At 69.8% G+C, this 17359-nt stretch carries 17 protein-coding genes; 8 read left to right on the forward strand and 9 right to left on the reverse strand.

Features of this window, described 5'->3' with window-relative positions; genetic code table 11:
- Positions 1-76 precede the first annotated feature (76 nt).
- Entirely contained in the window at positions 77-853 is a 777-nt protein-coding gene (locus tag KG111_RS13380) for an SDR family NAD(P)-dependent oxidoreductase (protein WP_205292140.1), read from the forward strand.
- A 22-nt stretch (positions 854-875) separates the two neighbouring features.
- Here the strand turns inward: KG111_RS13380 and KG111_RS13385 are convergent, their stop codons facing one another.
- From KG111_RS13385 to KG111_RS13395, 3 genes are read right to left on the reverse strand one after another with little or no spacing between them, the layout of a single operon-like run.
- A complete protein-coding gene (locus tag KG111_RS13385; protein WP_205292141.1) occupies positions 876-1655 on the reverse strand; it encodes a VOC family protein in 780 nt (259 codons plus the stop codon).
- Between the two features lie 13 nt (positions 1656-1668).
- Entirely contained in the window at positions 1669-2253 is a 585-nt protein-coding gene (locus tag KG111_RS13390) for a GNAT family N-acetyltransferase (protein WP_205292142.1), read from the reverse strand.
- On the reverse strand, positions 2250-3299 hold the full coding sequence (locus tag KG111_RS13395; protein WP_205292143.1) for an ECF transporter S component: 1050 nt from the start codon (positions 3297-3299) through the stop codon (positions 2250-2252). The genes KG111_RS13390 and KG111_RS13395 overlap by 4 nt, the downstream gene beginning before the upstream one ends.
- 278 nt (positions 3300-3577) lie before the next feature.
- On the opposite strand from KG111_RS13395, the gene KG111_RS13400 reads away from it, so the two are divergent.
- From KG111_RS13400 to KG111_RS13415, 4 genes are read left to right on the forward strand one after another with little or no spacing between them, the layout of a single operon-like run.
- On the forward strand, positions 3578-5218 hold the full coding sequence (locus KG111_RS13400; RefSeq protein WP_205292144.1) for a long-chain fatty acid--CoA ligase: 1641 nt from the start codon (positions 3578-3580) through the stop codon (positions 5216-5218).
- Positions 5219-5243: 25 nt separating this feature from the next.
- Positions 5244-5918: a nitroreductase family protein gene (locus tag KG111_RS13405; RefSeq protein ID WP_205292145.1), complete on the forward strand. Its 675-nt coding sequence runs from the start codon at positions 5244-5246 to the stop codon at positions 5916-5918.
- Positions 5919-5969: 51 nt separating this feature from the next.
- Positions 5970-6308, forward strand: a complete 339-nt coding sequence (locus KG111_RS13410; RefSeq protein ID WP_205292146.1) for an EthD family reductase — start codon at positions 5970-5972, stop codon at positions 6306-6308.
- A gap of 6 nt (positions 6309-6314) precedes the next feature.
- Entirely contained in the window at positions 6315-7076 is a 762-nt protein-coding gene (locus KG111_RS13415; RefSeq protein WP_205292147.1) for an enoyl-CoA hydratase/isomerase family protein, read from the forward strand.
- A 96-nt stretch (positions 7077-7172) separates the two neighbouring features.
- On the opposite strand, the gene KG111_RS13420 is transcribed toward KG111_RS13415, so the two are convergent.
- Both KG111_RS13420 and KG111_RS13425 read right to left on the reverse strand, forming a co-directional pair.
- Positions 7173-7394 carry a hypothetical protein gene (locus tag KG111_RS13420; protein WP_205292148.1) on the reverse strand — a complete coding sequence of 74 codons (222 nt, stop codon included), beginning with the start codon at positions 7392-7394 and terminating at the stop codon, positions 7173-7175.
- Positions 7395-7477: 83 nt separating this feature from the next.
- A complete protein-coding gene (locus tag KG111_RS13425; RefSeq protein WP_249666134.1) occupies positions 7478-8455 on the reverse strand; it encodes an ABC transporter permease in 978 nt (325 codons plus the stop codon).
- Positions 8456-8845: 390 nt separating this feature from the next.
- Between KG111_RS13425 and KG111_RS13430 the strand changes: the two genes are divergently transcribed.
- Positions 8846-9430 (forward strand): IMPACT family protein, encoded by a 585-nt coding sequence (locus tag KG111_RS13430; protein WP_205292150.1) that lies wholly within the window; start codon positions 8846-8848, stop codon positions 9428-9430.
- Between the two features lie 51 nt (positions 9431-9481).
- On the opposite strand, the gene KG111_RS13435 is transcribed toward KG111_RS13430, so the two are convergent.
- Entirely contained in the window at positions 9482-9703 is a 222-nt protein-coding gene (locus KG111_RS13435) for a hypothetical protein (RefSeq protein WP_205292151.1), read from the reverse strand.
- Between the two features lie 242 nt (positions 9704-9945).
- Here KG111_RS13435 and KG111_RS13440 point away from each other — a divergent pair, with 242 nt between their 5' ends.
- Positions 9946-11028 carry a GNAT family N-acetyltransferase gene (locus tag KG111_RS13440; RefSeq protein WP_205292152.1) on the forward strand — a complete coding sequence of 361 codons (1083 nt, stop codon included), beginning with the start codon at positions 9946-9948 and terminating at the stop codon, positions 11026-11028.
- A 58-nt stretch (positions 11029-11086) separates the two neighbouring features.
- Here the strand turns inward: KG111_RS13440 and KG111_RS13445 are convergent, their stop codons facing one another.
- Together KG111_RS13445 and KG111_RS13450 are read right to left on the reverse strand one after the other, a co-directional pair.
- Positions 11087-11761, reverse strand: coding sequence for a DUF6629 family protein (locus KG111_RS13445; protein ID WP_205292153.1), 675 nt, complete (start codon positions 11759-11761; stop codon positions 11087-11089).
- 45 nt (positions 11762-11806) lie between these two features.
- Positions 11807-12727 carry a hypothetical protein gene (locus tag KG111_RS13450; protein WP_205292154.1) on the reverse strand — a complete coding sequence of 307 codons (921 nt, stop codon included), beginning with the start codon at positions 12725-12727 and terminating at the stop codon, positions 11807-11809.
- A 590-nt stretch (positions 12728-13317) separates the two neighbouring features.
- Between KG111_RS13450 and KG111_RS13455 the strand changes: the two genes are divergently transcribed.
- On the forward strand, positions 13318-15009 hold the full coding sequence (locus KG111_RS13455; RefSeq protein ID WP_205292155.1) for a DUF262 domain-containing protein: 1692 nt from the start codon (positions 13318-13320) through the stop codon (positions 15007-15009).
- 203 nt (positions 15010-15212) lie between these two features.
- Here KG111_RS13455 and KG111_RS13460 read toward each other — a convergent pair whose 3' ends face one another.
- A complete protein-coding gene (locus tag KG111_RS13460; RefSeq protein WP_240195936.1) occupies positions 15213-17018 on the reverse strand; it encodes an ATP-dependent nuclease in 1806 nt (601 codons plus the stop codon).
- Positions 17019-17359: the final 341 nt, after the last annotated feature.

Here is a 17359-nt window from a genome sequence, read left to right on the forward strand (position 1 = left end):
GTCGGGCACGTCCCCGGTCCGTCAAGGCTCGCGTGATTCGCTGCGGCCGGCGCCCCTCCTCCGTCACGATGCCCGCATGAAGGTCAACGACAGGCGGGTCGTGGTCACCGGGGCGTCGAGCGGCATCGGCGCGGCCCTCGCGCGCGAGCTCGCCGGGCGAGGTGCGCGCGTGGTGCTGGTGGCGCGCACGCGCAGCGCCTTGGAGGCGCTCGCTGCCGACCTGCCCCACGCCGAGGTCGTCTGCGGTGACCTCTCCACGTCCGAGGGATGCACCCGGGTCGCCGACGAGGTGCTCGCCGGCGGCGTGCCGGACGTGGTGGTGCACAACGCCGGCGCGGGACGCTGGCTGGCCGTCGACGAGACCCCCGCCGGCGAGGCCGCCGCGATGATGGCGGTGCCCTACCTGGCGGCGTTCGAGCTCACCCGGGCACTGGCCCCGGCCATGATCGCGCGCGGCAGCGGACAGCTGGCCTACATGACGTCGGTCTCCGGCTTCCTGCACGTGCCCGGCTCCGCGGGCTACTCCGCGGCGCGGTGGGCGATGCGCGCCCTGGCCGGCCAGGTCCGTGCCGACCTGCGCGGCACCGGCGTGGGCGTCACCCTGCTCGCACCCGCCGAGGTGGACTCGCCCTACTTCGAGCACAACCCCGGCACCCAGGAGCGGATCCCCAAGGCCGGCATCCTGCTCGGCGGGCGCAGCTCGACCCCGGTCGTGGCCCGGCTGTGCGCCGACGCGATCGAGTCGGGGCGTCGTACGGCGATCGTGCCGCGGCAGGCGGCGCTGGTGGTGCGGACCACTCCCCCGGCGGTGCTCACCTGGCTCGCGGGCCGCACCGGCTGGCGGCGACGCTGAGCGTCCTCGGCGGTCGCCTGCCTCAGCCGTGGGTGAGGCGGCACCGGGCGAGGAACGCCTGGTCGCTGCGGGACTCCAGAAGCTCGACGAGCACCCCGTCGGCGCTCGTGCCGTAGCAGACCGCGGCGATGCCGCCGCTGGACTCGGTGACCGGGTGGTGCCAGCCGACCCCGTCGGGGCGGTCCAACGCGGCGCGCAGCTCGGCGATGCCGGCCACGTCGAGGCACAGGTGGTTGACGCCCAGGTCCACCGCGGCCGCCGGTGCCGCGTCGGCGCCGGCGACCACCTCGACCCGCACCGGGCCGGGCACGGCCGGGAGCGGGTGCGCGGCGACGTCGGGCACCTGGACCCGCACGCCGACCAGGCCTCTGCCGGCCCCGTCGGCCGGCACCAGCCGCACCGGGGTGCCGTCCGGGCAGCGCACCCGGTCCGCATCCGCTGACCCGTCCCCTGATTCGTCCGACGTGCCGCCGGCGGCGACGGCCTGAACCAGGGCCTGGGCGACGTCGTCGACGGCCCAGGTCAGCTCCACGACACCGGGTGCGCCGGCGGGTCGCGGCTGCGGCACGGGGGTGGCGAACGCGAAGAGCTCGAGGAAGGCGGTCTCGGTGCGCAGCAGCAGCACGTCCGCGGAGGTGTCCGTGGTCGCCAGCGACTCGTCCGCCGGGGCGGTGCCCACCGGCCAGCTCCAGCCGCCGTGGTCGTGCGCACCGAGGCCGTCGATCCAGAAGGTGCGTGCCCGGTCGAGGTCGGCGACGCTGATGCCGACGTGGTTGAGCGCGACGACTCCCGTGTGCTTCACGTGCGCACCCTAGTCACGCCCCGCCGGGCTGGTGGCGTGCTCGCCACTCCTCGGCCAGCAGCCCGTAGGCGTAGCTGTCGAGCCAACCCGCGCTGCGGTGCAGGGACTCGGCGAGGGCGTGACTCTCCCGGCGCATCCCGATCCGCTCCATCAACCGCCACGACGGCTCGTTGTCGGCGAAGCACTGCGCCACCACGCGGCGCAGCCCGAGGTCGGTGAAGCAGAACGCCACCAACGCATCCACCGCCTCCGTGGCCAGGCCCCGGCCGCCGTACGACGGATCGATCGCCCAGCCGATCTCGGCCTGGGTGCGGGCAGCGCTCGCGAGGACCTCCGCCTGCGCCCAGGCGTCCTGCAGGTGCAGGTACAGGTCGCCGACCACCGCGCCGTCGTGCTCGACGACCAAGGTGCGCTCCCGCCGGAACGGCTCGGCGAGCAGGCCGGACCACTGCTCGAGCGAGACCGGCGCGAACGTCAGCCACTCATACACCTGGGGCAGCCGCCGGTAGGCCCAGGTCGCCTCGGCGTCGGCGAGGGTCGCCGGCCGGATGGTGGTGCGCGGCGTCCGCAGGTGGACCCGGGCGGCTGCGTCGCTCACCGTGGGCCTCCTGGGTCGTCCCCGGGCTGCGAGGAGCCGGATTGCGAGGCGTCGTGCAGCGCGGCGGCGAGCGGGAGCCGGCACCGGAACACCGCCGGCAGGACCGCGAGGACCACGAGCGCGACGCTGCCGCTCAGGATCTTGTCCAGCACGGAGGTGAGCAGGTTGGCGGTGACGACGGAGGTGAACAGCGTCGAGCCGGTCGCCTGGATGTACTCGTACAGCGCGTCGGTGCCGTGCCGCGTCGTACCGGCGAAGAGGAAGGTGATCAGCGGCGCTGCGATCGCGGTGGACAGCGCGGCGACGCCGATGTTCAGCGAGAGGTAGCGCCCTACGGTCCTTCCCGCACCCCAGCGCACGCCGTAGCCCCACGCCAGCGCGCCGGCGACCTGGACGAGCCCGAAGTAGAGCGCCTCGGTGCCGTGGCCGAGCGCATAGGTCCCGATCACGGTGAGGTAGCCGAGCGCCGCGCCCCGCCAGGGCCCGAGGGCGATCGCGGCGATCGCGGTCCCGGTCATGTCCAGGTAGAGCTGGACGGGCATCACGTCGGTGATCCAGGAACCGAGGTGGTTGAGCCCGAGACAGACGGTCAGGAGCAGCAGCACCTGCCTCGGCGAGGGACCCGCCGGCATGTCGCAGCGGGCGACCGGCGTCTCGGCCTGGACAGGCTCCACGGCCGGAGCCGGCTCCTCCCCCTCGCCGTACGACGCCTCCCCGCCCGCTTGCTCGGCCCGCACCGGGCTGCGGCGAGAGGCGTCGATCCACTCCTGCACCAGGTCCTCGGGGGCGCCGAGCGCCGCCCCGATCTCGCGGACCAGCTCCAGGTTGATCCGGCGGTGGTCGGCCATGAACACGTCGTAGACGGTGGTCCGACCGATCCTGGCGGCGTAGGCGTCCTGCCCGCGTGCGATCCGTGCGGCACAGATCCGCTCGGCGATCACGCCGTAGCTGGGACTGCCGGCCTCCTCCCGGAAGGCCCGGAGCTCACCCTTCAACGCGGCCCAAGGCCCCTCGAGCGCGCGCTCGACACCGACGTCAGCCCCCAAGACAGCCCCCTGCGATCTCCCTATTCATGAAGAACGTCGAGGATAAGCGGCCCGACCCGGTCCCCGCGCCACTTCGCGGAGGTGCTCGGATTTTCCGCTCACAGGCCCGCCCACGACGCCGACCCCGTAGTCGACCGAACGGTTGTTCTCGTCGAATACGCCCATTGACTGCCACAGGACAACTGTGACTACAGTCACATGAGCATCCGAACGAACGGTCGGCTTCAGTGGCGATGCGCCATCCTCGGGCCCGCCTCGAAGGACCGGAGGAACCGACGATGCACGCAGGCGACTTCCCGCTCACCTTGACCCACGTGCTCCGGCGAATGCGCACCGTGCACGGGGGCAGCGAGGTCGTCACGCAGGTCGACGACGACGGGCGCACCGTCCGTACGACGTACGCCGACCTCGGTGCGCGCATCGACAGCCTCGCCGCCGGGTTGCGGAGCCTGGGTGTCGATCAGGGCGACCGGGTCGCGACCCTGGCCTGGAACTCCCAGGAGCACCTCGAGGCCTACTACGCGGTCCCCTGCCTCGGCGCCGTGCTCCACACCGTCAACCTGCGCCAGTCGCCTGAGCAGGTCGCCTACACGATCAACCACGCCGGCGACCGTGTCCTGATCGTCGACGACTCGCTGGTGGCCGGCATCGCCGCCGTGCTGCCCGAGCTGCGCACCGTCGAGCACGTCGTCGTCATAGGCGCTAGGGACATTGGTGACACCGACGGCACCGACGGCACCGGCGACATCGGTGGCGTCCCGCAGGTGATCCGCTACGACGAGCTGCTCGCCGCACACCAGGGCGCCACCGTGGAGTGGCCGGAGCTGGACGAACGGCTCGACGCCGCGCTGTGCTACACCAGCGGCACCACCGGCAACCCCAAGGGTGTGGCCTACACCCACCGCACCCTGATGCTGCACACGCTGGTGATGGGGGCGCACGACACGTTCCGGGTCTCCGAGCAGGACCGTCTGCTCTCGGTCGTCCCGATGTTCCACGCGATGGGCTGGAACATGCCGTACATCGCGGGGATGCTCGGGGCGGACCTGATCCTGCCCAAGAGCTACCTGCAGCCCGCCCACCTGGTCCGACTGATCGAGGACGAGAAGATCACCGGCTCCTCGGGCGTGCCCACGATCTGGATGGACGTGCTGCGTCACGCCGACGAGCACCACAGCGACCTGAGCACGCTGTCGAACGTGCTGGTCGGCGGCACCCAGGTCCCACCGACCCTGATGCGGGCCTTCGACGAGCACTACGGCGTCAGTATCGTCCAGGGCTGGGGCATGACCGAGATCCTGCCCGGGGCCACCGTCGCCCACGACCCGCCGCGCCCGAGCGGCCAGGATCGCTGGACCCGGCGCGCCATGGCGGGTCGGATCAGTCCGCTCTACGAGGTCCGGATCACCGACGAGGCGGGCGACGTGCTGCCCTCCGACGGCATCGCCGTCGGGGAGATCGAGATCCGGGGCCCGATCGTCGCCACCGAGTACTACCGCAACCCCGAGGCCACCGAGGCGACGTTCCACGACGGGTGGCTGCGCACCGGCGACGTGGGCACGGCCGACCAGCGCGGCTGGCTGCGGATCACCGACCGGGCCAAGGACGTCATCAAGTCCGGCGGCGAGTGGATCTCCTCGGCCGACCTCGAGTCCGGCCTCCTGGCGCACCCGGCCGTGCTCGAGGCCGCGGTGATCGCGGTGCCCGATCCCCGGTGGAGCGAGCGCCCCCTGGCCTGCGTGGTCACCACCACCGACGTCGCTCCCGAGGAGCTCAACGAGTTCCTCGCGGACCGCTTCGAGAAGTGGTGGCTGCCCGACAGCTACGTCTTCCTCGACGCTCTGCCCCGCACCGGCACGGGGAAGTTCGACAAGAAGGTGCTGCGCTCACGCCTCGCCCACGGCGAGACGGACACCTGAGACCCCCGACCTCGAGGAGACCGGCATGACGTACCCGAACGAAGGCCAGCTGTTGGACCTGACCGCCCAGGAGCTGCTGCACACCACCCGCAGCGTGCGGCTGCGGCTCGACTTCGACCGCCCCGTGCCGGACCACCTGATCTCGGAGTGCGTCGAGACCGCACTCCAGGCGCCCTCGGGCTCCAACCGGTGGCTGATGCAGTTCCTGGTCGTCACCGACCCGGACAAGCGCGCCGCCTTCGGCGAGATCTACCGCGACGCCTTCGAGCAGCAGTACAAGAAGCTGCCGACGTACATCGGCGCTGTCGAGAAGGCCACCCCCGAGGCGAACGAGTCACAGGGCCGTACGACGCGCTCGGCGGAGTTCCTGGCCGACACCTTCCACCGCGCGCCGGCGATCGTGCTCGCGTGCGCGGTCGGCCGCGCCGAGGGCGGCGCACCGATCGCCAAGACCACCCTGCTCGGCAGCGTGCTGCCGGGCATGTGGTCCTTCATGCTGGCCGCGCGCCTGCGCGGCCTCGGCACCTCCTGGACGACCGTCGGCCTCTTCCAGGAGCAGCGGGTGCACGACCTGTTCGGCATCCCGATCGACTCGGTGACCATCGGGTCGATGTCCCCGCTCGCCTTCACCAAGGGCATCGACTTCAAGCCGGCCCTGCGGCCCTCACCCGACGAGGTCATCCACTGGAACCAGTGGTGAGCCGGGCCGTCCCCACGCTGCACGCACCCACCCACCGATAGAGGAGATCCGATGTACAAGCTCTACGCGTTCTGGTCCGCCCCCAAGGCCGAGGACGTCGCGGCCTTCGAGGAGCACTACGAGAAGGTGCACTTCCCCTTGGCCGCGCGCGTCCCGCACCTCGAGTCGATCGCGGAGTCCGTCACCTCCGACTCGTTCGAGGGCGCCGAGCCGCTGCACTACCGCATCGCGGAGATGGCGTTCGCGGACCGCGAGGCGTTCCAGGCCAGCACCGGGTCCCCGGAGTGGGCGGAGATGCGCGCCGACTCCGGTCTCCTCATCGAGCGCTTCGGGGTGGGCCTCACGGTCGCGATGGGCGACGTGGTCGTCAGCGACCCCCTGCGGGACTAGCCCTCCGTGACCTCCTTCGTGCTCAGCCGCGTCGAGGACGGCATCGGCTTCCTGACGCTGAACGACCCCGACCGGCTCAACCCGGTGACCTTCGAGCGCATCGCGCAGATCAACACCGCGGCGCGTGAGATGTCCGCTCGCGACGACGTGCGCGTCGTCGTGGTCACCGGGGCCGGGCGCTCCTTCTGCGCGGGCGCCGACCTGGCCGGTGAGGACACGTTCCTGACCGACGACTCACCGCCCGCCAGCGGTTCCGTCGTCGCGGCGCCAGGGCTCTGGACGCTCACGGCGATGCCGCAGCCGGTGATCGCCATGATCAACGGCCCGGCCGTGGGCTACGGCCTGGAGCTCGCGCTGCAGGCCGACATCCGGGTCGCGGGCGCGAGCGCGCGCATCGGCCACCCGGCGGCCAAGCTCGGTGCCATCACCGACACCGGGGCGGCGACCTGGCTCCTGCCGCGACTGGTCGGCCCCGGCGTGGCGGCGGAGATCCTCTTCAGCGGCCAGCTGTACGACGCCGAGGCCGCCCTGCGCATGCGGCTGGTGAACCACGTGGTCCCCGACGCGGAGCTCAGCGCGTTCACGACGGAGCTGGCCGCCACGATCGCCGCCAACTCCCCGTGGGCGGTGCGCACCACGAAGCGGCTGCTGTTCAATGCGCTGGAGGACACCTCCCGGGGCGCGGTGCTCGAGCAGTACCTGCACGTCAATGACGGCGATCCCGACTACGACCCGTCGGTCCACCTGGCGCGGTTCCGACGGCGATGACGGCGCCAGTGGTGCCAGTGAGGGCCGCTGGGGCCGCAGCGCGCCGCTGAGGGCGCTCAGCGTCTCCTCCGCCCCAGCACGCCGGACGACGTACGGTCACCGCCTGTTGCGGGGGTGCTGGCGAGCCACCCGCTCGTTGCCGCGCCGGTAGTTGCCGGTCCAGCGGGCCATGACGAGCTGGGGGTCGTCCTCGACCTCGGCGAGGAACTCGGCGGCACGGCTGCCGCGCAGCGTGGCCGCGACCCGTCCGTGATGCGTGATGACCACGCTGCCGTCGGCGCGTCGGGCGTGCTCGAATCCCTCAGCAGGTCCACCCATCCGCCAGACGCTAGCGCCATCTGCCGCGCGCCGCCCACAGGTTTTCCGGCCGCCCGCCGTTCTCGCGAGGCCGACCTACCTGGTCACATGCTCGCCAGGACCTCCGGGCGCCGACCCCGGCCGGAGATGAGCAACGTGAGGGCGATGCCGACGACGGCGTACGCCAGCAGCACCAGGTAGGGACGGGTCAGGTCGGCGGAGTCGAAGTAGACGATCTGACGCACCCCGTCGACGCCGGCACCGGTCGGTATCCAGTCGCCGACCACGCGCCAGAAGGTGGGCATCACGCCCGCCTGGAACGCCCCGCCCGCGCTGGGATTGCCGATGATGACGATCAGCAGGAGCGTCGCTCCGATCCCGATCACCCCGAGCAGCGCCTCGAGCCCGATCGCCACGGCGGCGATCGAGAACGACACCGCAGTACCGAGCAGCCCGAGCTCCCAGAAGTGCCCGGTCTGCGCGCCCAGCAACGGGTCGACGATCAGGGCGCCGCCGAAGCCCGACGCCAGGGCGTAGGGCACCAGCGCGCCCAGCCGCATCGCCGCGGCCCGGATGCTCCGGGGCCGGTCGCCGCGTGCCAGGGCGATCACCGTGGGGAACAGGTAGGAGCCGACGGCCCAGCCGACGACCAGGTAGAAGCCGGTGAGGCCGCGGGCGTCGCCGCTCTGGAACGGGACCAGGTCGTCCTTCTCGACGGTGCGCTGCTGCTCCTCGACCACCTTGGTGAGGACGCCGGAGGCGGCCTCCTCCACCGAGTCGCCGCCGCCGGAGGCGACCAGCAGCAGGTCGCTGCTCTGCTCGGGACGCAGCACCAGGGCGGCGACCTGGTCGCCGTTGCGGACGTCGGCGCGAGCCTTGGACTCCGAGTCGGCGAGGGAGGCGTCCAGGGGGTTGCCGGAGAGCCGGTTGAGCTGGTCGACCAGCTGCTGGGCCTGGGCGCGCGCCGCCTCGGGGGCCACCACCTGCACCTTGAGGTCGTGCGGCGTGGGGTCGTGGAACGCAGCGACGTAGCTGAAGATGAAGGCGAACTGCAGGAAAAGCACGCCGATGACCCACGCCACGGCCCGGATCATCGAGCCTCGTGGGTCGATCGCCACCCTCGCCGTGGACCCCTGGTGCTCGGGCCCTGTCTGGTCGGGATCCTGCCGAGTCGGATGGGTTGTCATGGCGTCTCTCCCTCGCCGTTGCGCCGGTTCCGCGCGACCCTGGCGCGGACGTCGTGCGGCGGCCGAAGCAGCTGCTTGGGCCCGAGCGCCCTGGCACCCCACTGTAAGCGCGTTCTCCCCCACTGGCACCCGTGCTTTTTGGGGTATCCAGGCACCTGGCGGAGCGGCAGGCCGAGTCGGTGTCGCCGCCGGCGCGGGCTAGGGTGACGAGGTCGAGGACCACCCCCGTCGGTCCCCCCGCGGACCACCGGCTCCGACTCGCAGCGACCTCCTGGAACCACTCCGATGCCCTTCACCCTCGCCGCCCCCGTGCACAGCGAGCTGCTGATCAAGAAGAGCCGTTTCCTCGGCTGCGTCGAACCGGTCACCGGCCGCGAGCAGGCGCTCGCCCGGGTGCAGGAGCTGTGGGCCGAGCACCCCGGCGCGCGGCACGTGTGCTGGGCGTTGCTCGCCGGCGGGCACTCCGCCGCCCACGACGACGGCGAGCCCGGCGGCACCGCGGGACGCCCGATGCTGGAGGTGCTGCGCCACCAGGACCTCGAGGGAGTCCTGGCCACGGTCGTGCGCTACTTCGGTGGCGTGAAGCTCGGCGCAGGTGGCCTGGTGCGCGCCTACACCGACAGCGTCGCCCGTGCCCTCGACTCCGCCGAGCGCATCCCCCTGCTGCGGATGCGCACCCTGACGGTCGAGGTCGATTACCCCTCCGAGGGCGTCGTACGACGCGAGCTCGACGCCCACGGCGCGACGCTGGAGGACGTGCAGCACGCGGCAGGCGTGACGATGGTGCTCCAGGTCGCCGAGGACCGGGCGGACGCCCTCATCGCGCGGATCGCCGACGCCACCAGCGGCCGCGCCGTGTGGGGCTCCTGACCGCGCGGACGCTGGCCAGGGAGCCTCGTCGACCAGCAGAAAACGGGCCGCTCAGCGCCTGTTGCGGGGATGCTGGCGAGCCACCCGCTCGTTGCCGTGCCGGTAGTTCCCGGTCCACCGGGCCATGGCCAGCTGGGGATCGTCCTCGACCTCGGCGAGGAACTCCGCGGCGCGGCCGCCTCGCAGCTTCGCCGCCACCCGGCCGTGGTGCGTGATGACCACGCTGCCGTCGCCGCGGCGGACGTACTCGAATCCCTCTGGAGAGCCACCCACGTGCTGGATGCTAGTGCTCACCGGGTCATTGCGCACCGCTCAAGGGACTGGTCTGAGCGCCGATCCGGCCGTGTCAGGCCGGCGGCGGGTTCGGTGTCACTCACGCGGCGCGGCGGATGGCCGCGGCATACCTGAGCGAGGGGATTTTCGTCTGCTGGCGGCCCCACCCACAGGGAGAGCAGCGCAGCCTTGGGTGGCGGAGCCGAGGGAGCCGTTGCCCCGGCCCGAGGAGGCGATGACCCATGACCGTGCCCACCAGCCTGCGCCGCGACGGCTGGGAGGTGGTCCCAGCGGTGCGCCCGACGTGGGAGGCGCTGATGCGGACCGACCCGTACGCCCTGCCGTCCCAGGCTCCGGCCTGGGTGGACGCGCTGTGCGCGACCGAGCCGTACCGGGACTGCTCGCTGCAGCTGCGCAGCCCCGAGGGCCGTCGGCTCGTGCTGCCGATGGTGCGGCGCACCGGCGTCCCCGCGTCGGCGGCCACCCGCTCGTCGATGCCCGGCCGGTGGGCGAACGGCGGGCTCATCGCCGAGGACGGCGTCCACGAGGCCGCCGACGCCCGAGCCGTGGTCGCGCTGCTGGCCGGGTCCGGACCGCTGGTGATCGTGCCCAACCCCCGCCTCGACGACCGGTGGCGATCCGCGGCGCCCTGGTCGTACGCGACCGGCAAGCACAACTACGAGGTCGACACCACCGGCGGCTTCGAGGAGGTGTGGAAGCACGGGTTCGCCAGCTCGGTACGGCGCGCGGTGCGCAAGGCCGAGCGCAGCGACGTGGTGGTGGAGCGCGACACCACCGGCCGGCTGCTGCCCCTGTTCGTGCCGCTGTATGAGGAGTCGGTCCGACGTTGGGCCGAGGGCAGCGGCATGCCGGCGTGGCTCGCGTGGCGGCGGGCCGCCCGGCTGGAGTCGCTGGACAAGCTCCAGCGGGTCGCGCGCGGGTTCGGCGAGGCGTGCGCGACGTGGATGGCCTTCGTCGAGGGCCGGCCCGCGGCCGCCATCATCGTGCTCACCAACGGCCCCAACGTCGAGTACTGGCGGGGCGCGATGAGCCTGCCGCTCGCCGGCCCGGTCCGCGCGAACGACCTGCTCCACCGCCTCGCGATCGAGGACGCCTGCACCCGTGGCGGCGCCCGCTACTCCTTCGGCATCAGCACGCCGGGCACGAGCCTGGCGCGCTTCAAGGAAGGCTTCGGTGCCACGGCCGTGCCGTACGCCGGCTACGTCCTCGAGCGGTTCCCCGTACGACGCGCCACCCGCACCACTCGCCGGCTGGCGCGTCGCAGCGTCGTCGCGGTGACCTCCCGCGCGCACGCCCGCGGCTGACAGCGGTCCCGGCGCCCATCGGCACGGGCGAGTTGCCCGGATCCGACGAGGCCGAGCCTCAGGCCGGCTCGGGCGCTCGGCCCTCGAGGCGGTGGAGGTCGGGCAAGCGGCGGCGCAGCACCATGTGCGTGGTCACCAGGACGGAGGTCAGCGCCGCCCACACGCACCACAGCGACGCGAAGGCCTGGGTGTAGACGACGGCGACGACCGTGAGACCGACGAGGTTGACCAGCCCGAACGCGACGATCGAGGTGTAGCCCGAGAGCACCGACGGGCCGATCACCGCCACGACGTAGAGCACGGCCCACATCGGCCCGTAGGTCAGGCCCACGTCGTAGACGAGCGCGTGCGGCTCCTCCCGGACGACCAGCGGACCGCTGAGCACCGCCCAGAGCAGGTAGGCCGCGACCACCCCGCCGAGCACGACGAACGGCGACACACGCCGCCGCCGCCCCTTGGGCTCGAGGAGCAGCACCGCGAGCGGCACCAGGATCGGGAGGACCGGAAAGGCGAAAAGGACGTAGGCCATCGCCGCAGCGTGCTGGACCCCGGGCGAGACGATGTCGGACGCGCTGTCCCACACGAGGGCCTCGGTCAGCTGGTGGAGCGCGAAGAGCAACGGCAGCGACGCGAACGGCAGCTCACGCAGCGTACGCACCTCACGCAGCGAGACCGCGGCGACCGGGAGCAGGACGACTCCCGCGGTCACGTCGGCGGCCACCGAGAAGCACACACCTCGACGCTACCCGCCCAAGCGAACCGGGCGGCGCTGGCGCCCTCAACGGCCCGCGCGCCCGCGCGCCCCCGGTCTGCTCGGTCGTTCGAACAGCTGGAGGACGCCACCCACCACGAAGAACAGCGAGCCGGCGAAGGTCCCCCAGTTGGCGAGGCCGGCGTTCACCGCGGTGGAGGTCGCCGGCTGGACGAACGAGGCGAGCCCGGCGAGGAAGAAGATGATCGACCCGACCTGGTTCACGCTGGCGATCCACCAGCCGAGGTCGTTCACGATCCGCCAGATCCACCCGTGCCCCACCTCGACCAGGGCCAGGTGGCCGGAGACCAGGAAGCAGACGCACCCGAGGATGTCCGGGCCCCAGACCCAGCTGTCGGTCTGCCGCGGGGTGAGGTCCGAGGCGTACGACGCCAGGAGGCTCACGCCGAAGATGATCGTGCCGCCGAACAGCACCGCCGCACTGAGCCACCCGATCCGCTGCGGCTCGAAGGCGAACCACCGCCAGCCCCGCGCGGTCAGTGCGCCGTCCGCGCCCAGGTCGGTGGGCGCGTTGGACGCCTGCAGCAGGGCGACGTAGCCGCCGAGACTGAAGAGCACGCCGCCGGCGACGTAGACGGTGTCGACGTCCGGTGTCGTCCCGACCTGCAGCTGCGCCAGCAGGGCGCCGAGCGCGAAGAGCACCGCCCCCACCGTGGTGGCGGACGTGGCGACCAGGTTGGCTCGGGCCATCCGGCGAGCGACCGCCGGTTCCGTCTCGACGAACCCGGCCACCCTGCCCGCCGCATCGAGGAGCTGGATCCGACCGCGCCGCCGCGCGGAGCGCGAGTCCCACTGCGCCATGGTGCCGTTGGCGGCCCGCCAGGTCACCCGGGTCGCGAAGGGACCTGTTCGCTCGACCTGGTGCAGGTCCCAGCTGGCCGGGTGCGCCCGTGGGGCATCCCGGGGAGCTCCCAGCTGTTGCGCCATGGTCTCGACCCTAGGTCGTGCTCCGCACCGGCGGCGTTTCGCACCGCGACAGACCGCAGGACGCCCCGGTTGGCCGCAGTGTCCCAACCGGCGGCGTTTCGCACCGCGACAGACCGCAGGACGCCCCGGTTGGCCGCAGTGTCCCAAAGCACGAGAGCCGCCCCGACCGAAGTCGGAGCGGCTCTTGTTCAAGAGGGCTGACCCTGGCACCTCGGCCAGGTCGCAATCTGCGAGGGATCTTCTACGAAGATCCCTTCGTGGGGTGTTCGTGAAATGTAGAAGCCCAGGTCAGCGAGCGGTTTCTGCGAAGGCGTCTTGGTGTTTGCACCCATGACCGTCGAAAACTGCACCCATGTCCTGACCGAGCTCGCACTAGAAACCGCCGAAGCCTGGCTGGTCGAGGGCAGGGCACTCGCGTAGCGCCGACCGGGCAAACCGGAGACCGGGTCTGCGGCACGATCAGGTGACAGGTTGACACCCATCCGTGAGCAGACCCCACCCAGGCGTCACATCGGTATGGTCGGCCCTGCGCACAGAGGTTGGACATTGGCGGCGAGCCCCGCCGACGCACATCACAACTAGGGGAACCCATGGCTGAACTCGACGCCGAAAACCTGCCGCTGGAGAAGGTGTTCTCGAGTGACTTCGAGTTCTACATCCCTAGGTACCAGCGGCCCTATGCCTGGGGCAGCGATCAGACCTTGCAGTTGCTGGAGGATCTGGAAGAGGCCCTCGACCGAGGCGACGACGAGGCCTACTTCCTGGGATCCGTCGTTCTCGTCAAGAAGAAGGGCGTCGCACAAGCCGAGGTCATCGACGGCCAGCAGCGCCTGACAACCCTCACCATCTTGATGGCGGTGCTGAGAGACCTTGCAGTCGACAAGAAGGTCCGCGATGGCATCCAGCAACATCTCGCCGACACCAGCAAGGCGTGGAAGACCAACGCCAAGACCAAGCCCCGGCTCACGATCCGAACCCAGGACCGAGAGTTCTTCCGCGACCATGTTCAAGACCCGGCCTCGACGGGCTCGATCGGCACCCTGTCCGACACCGTCGCCGATACCGATCCGCGCAAGGCCATCCGCAACAACGCCCATCTCCTACGGGAGAGGTTGTCGTCATGGCCGGACCAGCGGAGGACCGAGCTCTTCGAGCTGATGCTGGAGCGGACGTTCCTTGTGGTGGTTAGCACGCCTGATCAGGAGAGCGCCTACCGGATCTTCAGCGTGATGAATGCACGCGGCCTGGATCTTTCCCCCACCGACATCTTCAAGGCTGATGTCATCGGCGCGATCAGCGAGGACCAACAGGACGCATACGCCGACAAGTGGGACGCCGAGGAAAGTGATCTCGGCCGCGACGGTTTCACGGACTTGTTCCGTGACATCCGCACGCTCCGCACCCGCGACCGTGCCAAGCGGGAACTTCTCAAGGAGTTTCCCGAGCAGGTCCTGAACAAGTATCTGGCGAGCGGTCAGGCCACGAACTTCGTCGACGACGTCCTAGTGCCCTACTCCGACGCGTTCGAGCTCGCAGAAATCTCGTACTTCGTGGAATCAGCTCCCGAGTGGGCCGCCGTCAACGAATGGCTGCGCCGGTTGAGGCAACTCGACAACAAGGACTGGCGCCCCCCTGCCCTGTGGGCACTACGGCATCACGGGCACGACCCCAGCTACCTCGCCGAGTTTTTCAGATTGCTCGAGCGCGTTGCCGTTTGCTCAATGCTCCGCGGCGAGTACGCAACCCCGAGAGCTGAGCGATACCTAGATCTTCTCAAGGAGCTCGACGGCCAAGCCGGTCTCGGAGCTTCCAAGTTCTTGGTCCCAGACGACGAGAAGGCGGAGGCGCGAGCGGCACTCGAAGGCGAGATCTACCGCACCCTCCGCTCGGTGCGGAGGAAATACGTCCTTACGCGCCTCGACAGCCTGCTCGCGAAGGAGTCGGGGGTCACCTATAACCACAAAATCATCAGCGTCGAGCACGTGCTTCCGCAGAATCCTGCCGAGGGCAGCGAATGGATGACGCTGTTCAGCGAGGACGAGCGGCGCTTCTGGACGCACCGGCTGGGAAACTTGCTGCTCCTAAACAAGCGAACGAACTCGGCGGCGAACCGCAAGCCGTTCAAGCAGAAGAAGAAGAGCTACTTCCAGAGCAAGGGCGGCGGCACCAACTTCCAGCTCACGGCGCAGGTGCTGAGCGAGTCGGCGTGGACACCTGCCGTCGTGAAGGCTCGGCACGAAGAACTGCTGGGTCGCCTATTCACCGAGTGGGACCTGACCTGATCAACGCTTCAACTATTGCCGCGGGAGGTGAAGATCAGGCTCTGCAAGGTTTTGATCGATCCTTCTCGTCCAGCGCAGCAGCGCGCCGTCGGGAACAGTTCGCGGCCGCGCGGGCAAGCCTCAAGCGAACTTGTCCGCCCTTCTGAACCGTCGAGGGCCGACTCCACGGGTGGCCGGCCACGAGCAAGTGGTCAGACGCTGGGCTATACGGGGGCTGGCGATGCGTTTTCAATGATCCCGCTGAGCCAGTCGAGCAACGGCCCCAGAACTCGCCCAGGGTTGTCATGGGCGTCGAGCCACTCGTCGACGAGCAGCGCGGGAAGGTGGGGCTGGAGCTTCCCGGACTTGTTGTTCGTCGAGTTCCAACCCTTTGACCCGAGCCACTGCGCCATCTGTTCGTGGCCATCGGCATCGCGAAGTAGCTGCTCGGCGAACGCTCTGTCGATTGCCTGATGCCCAGAGGGTCCGAGTGCATCGACTAGCCCGGTGAGGCCGAACATGTCGAGCAGCAGGCCCTCGAGATCGGCAGCAAGGACGAAGGCGTCGTGGGCAGCCAGCTCACCGTTCAACACCTTTTGCCTTGCTATGGCCTCCTTGAGGTTCGAGCTGGCCTTGTCCGACTCTCGATGAATCCGTTGTGTCTTCGACGCACTAGGGGGAACCGAGCGCTCCTTCAGAATCTCAAGGAGCTGGCGTCCGCCCGGCTTGTGGAGCGAGTCGCGATCGGCGAGCACGTACGACCGGACCCCAAAGAGTTCCGCCAGACGAACCAAGTACCGGATCTTTGAGATGCCACTAGCTTCCACCACCGTGATGCCTTGGGCGTAGTGTCCCCCAGGGGCGCCGCACAGCCTGCCCAGCAACTTCTCGAGGGTCGCGTGGTCTCCCTCGCCCTCGACGAAGATGACCGCGTTCGCGAACACCAACTCGCTGTTGGAAGCGGAGCAATACCTCGTCAACCGCCCAGCGTCTGCCGGTTCGAGGTCCGGGCGGTCCCACCAATGCTCGAGCCCACCAGACTGCAGCGGCAGACGAGCGATCTGATCGACGTTGAAGGAGTCGACGAGAACGGAGCTGTGTGTGGTCACCAGAACCTGCGCGTCGTTGGAAATGTCGCGAATGATCTTTGCCATCGCTCGCTGAGTCTGCGGGTGCAGGAATGCCTCAGGCTCCTCGATTGCGAACAACATGTTGCCGCCTACCTGAGCTTCCTGCGTAGCGACATAGCGCAGGATGCCTAAGACGAGAGCGGACTGGAAGCCCGTACCTCGCTCGGCGACGGAGACTGATACCTCCCCGCCGCTCTCAATGACTGCCTCAGACAACATGCCCCGAAGAGCGTGTCGCGCGTCTGGGAGGCGAAACCGTACGACGTTCTCCTGAAAAGGAAGGTCGGCTCGAATAGCAGCCGCCGACTCATCCAGTACATCCCTGACCAATGACTCGACTGGTGAGATCGCGCTCGCATACTTCTGCTGTAGCGCCGTGCTCCTCTTTGCTCCGTGTCGAACCAACACCGCTTCGAGCGTCTCCAGCAGCCGCTCCAAGGAGTCTGCACCCGTCACTTGCCCATCAGCCACTCGGACCGATGGGATCTTGACGAACTGGAAGCGCTTCAAGACCTCGCCATAGAAAGCTCGCGCCTCGTCAACTCCAGGCTTCTTCGAGGCGTCGAAACTGACGGAGCCAGTTCGGCTTGAGCGAAGACTGATCCAGAACGTTTTGTCGCGACGGACTAGCGGCGCGAAAGCCTCTTCTTCTTCCTCCGTAAGACGGCCAAAGTGAATTGTGATTCGCGACAGAGCGCGAGGACCCTCGTTTGCGTAGTACGCATTCAACGGCTTCAGATCCAGCATGGTGACGTCATCTGGATCGGAGAAGAAGGCTTCGAGCAGGCGCACGAGCGTTGACTTCCCAGCGTTGTTCGGCCCCGCGATGAGCTGGAGTTCGGGGTCCAACTCGATGGAGACATCCTTGAAACCCAACAGTCGTTCGAAGTCGACCCTCATGACGCGCACCAGCGGAAGGCTACCGATCTCGCCCAGCGGTCGGGGCCGAAACCTCGGAACCCGTTGCTCGCCGGTTCTCGCAATAGGCGGTCGAGGCCCTGTTCCGCGGAGTCCAGTTGCGACCTCGCTCCGCGAGGCAGGCCAGAGCGCCGATAACGCCTAGAAATGTCAGCGCTCTCCTCCCTCTGCGATTGAGGTGTGATAGCGGCAGCCGTCCGGGCCGACGGTGTGACCCGCCGCGCGGATCGCGGCAGATCCGGACGCTCTTCAGCCCTGATCCACCGGTCGGGTCAGGCGGTGTGAGCGTGGCGTAGAACGAGAATGCCCTCCTGAGCAGGGAG

This window comes from Nocardioides faecalis (assembly GCF_018388425.1).
Classification (GTDB): domain Bacteria; phylum Actinomycetota; class Actinomycetes; order Propionibacteriales; family Nocardioidaceae; genus Nocardioides; species Nocardioides faecalis.

Bases quoted from the DNA above. Each gene is read 5' to 3' on its own strand.
- KG111_RS13430 (WP_205292150.1), top strand. From the start codon at position 8,846: ATGCCCTTCACCCTCGCCGCCCCCGTGCACAGCGAGCTGCTGATCAAG.
- KG111_RS13420 (WP_205292148.1), bottom strand. From the start codon at position 7,394: ATGGGTGGACCTGCTGAGGGATTCGAGCACGCCCGACGCGCCGACGGC.
- KG111_RS13460 (WP_240195936.1), bottom strand. From the start codon at position 17,018: ATGAGGGTCGACTTCGAACGACTGTTGGGTTTCAAGGATGTCTCCATC.
- KG111_RS13455 (WP_205292155.1), top strand. From the start codon at position 13,318: ATGGCTGAACTCGACGCCGAAAACCTGCCGCTGGAGAAGGTGTTCTCG.
- KG111_RS13405 (WP_205292145.1), top strand. From the start codon at position 5,244: ATGACGTACCCGAACGAAGGCCAGCTGTTGGACCTGACCGCCCAGGAG.
- KG111_RS13380 (WP_205292140.1), top strand. From the start codon at position 77: ATGAAGGTCAACGACAGGCGGGTCGTGGTCACCGGGGCGTCGAGCGGC.
- KG111_RS13450 (WP_205292154.1), bottom strand. From the start codon at position 12,727: ATGGCGCAACAGCTGGGAGCTCCCCGGGATGCCCCACGGGCGCACCCG.
- KG111_RS13440 (WP_205292152.1), top strand. From the start codon at position 9,946: ATGACCGTGCCCACCAGCCTGCGCCGCGACGGCTGGGAGGTGGTCCCA.
- KG111_RS13410 (WP_205292146.1), top strand. From the start codon at position 5,970: ATGTACAAGCTCTACGCGTTCTGGTCCGCCCCCAAGGCCGAGGACGTC.
- KG111_RS13400 (WP_205292144.1), top strand. From the start codon at position 3,578: ATGCACGCAGGCGACTTCCCGCTCACCTTGACCCACGTGCTCCGGCGA.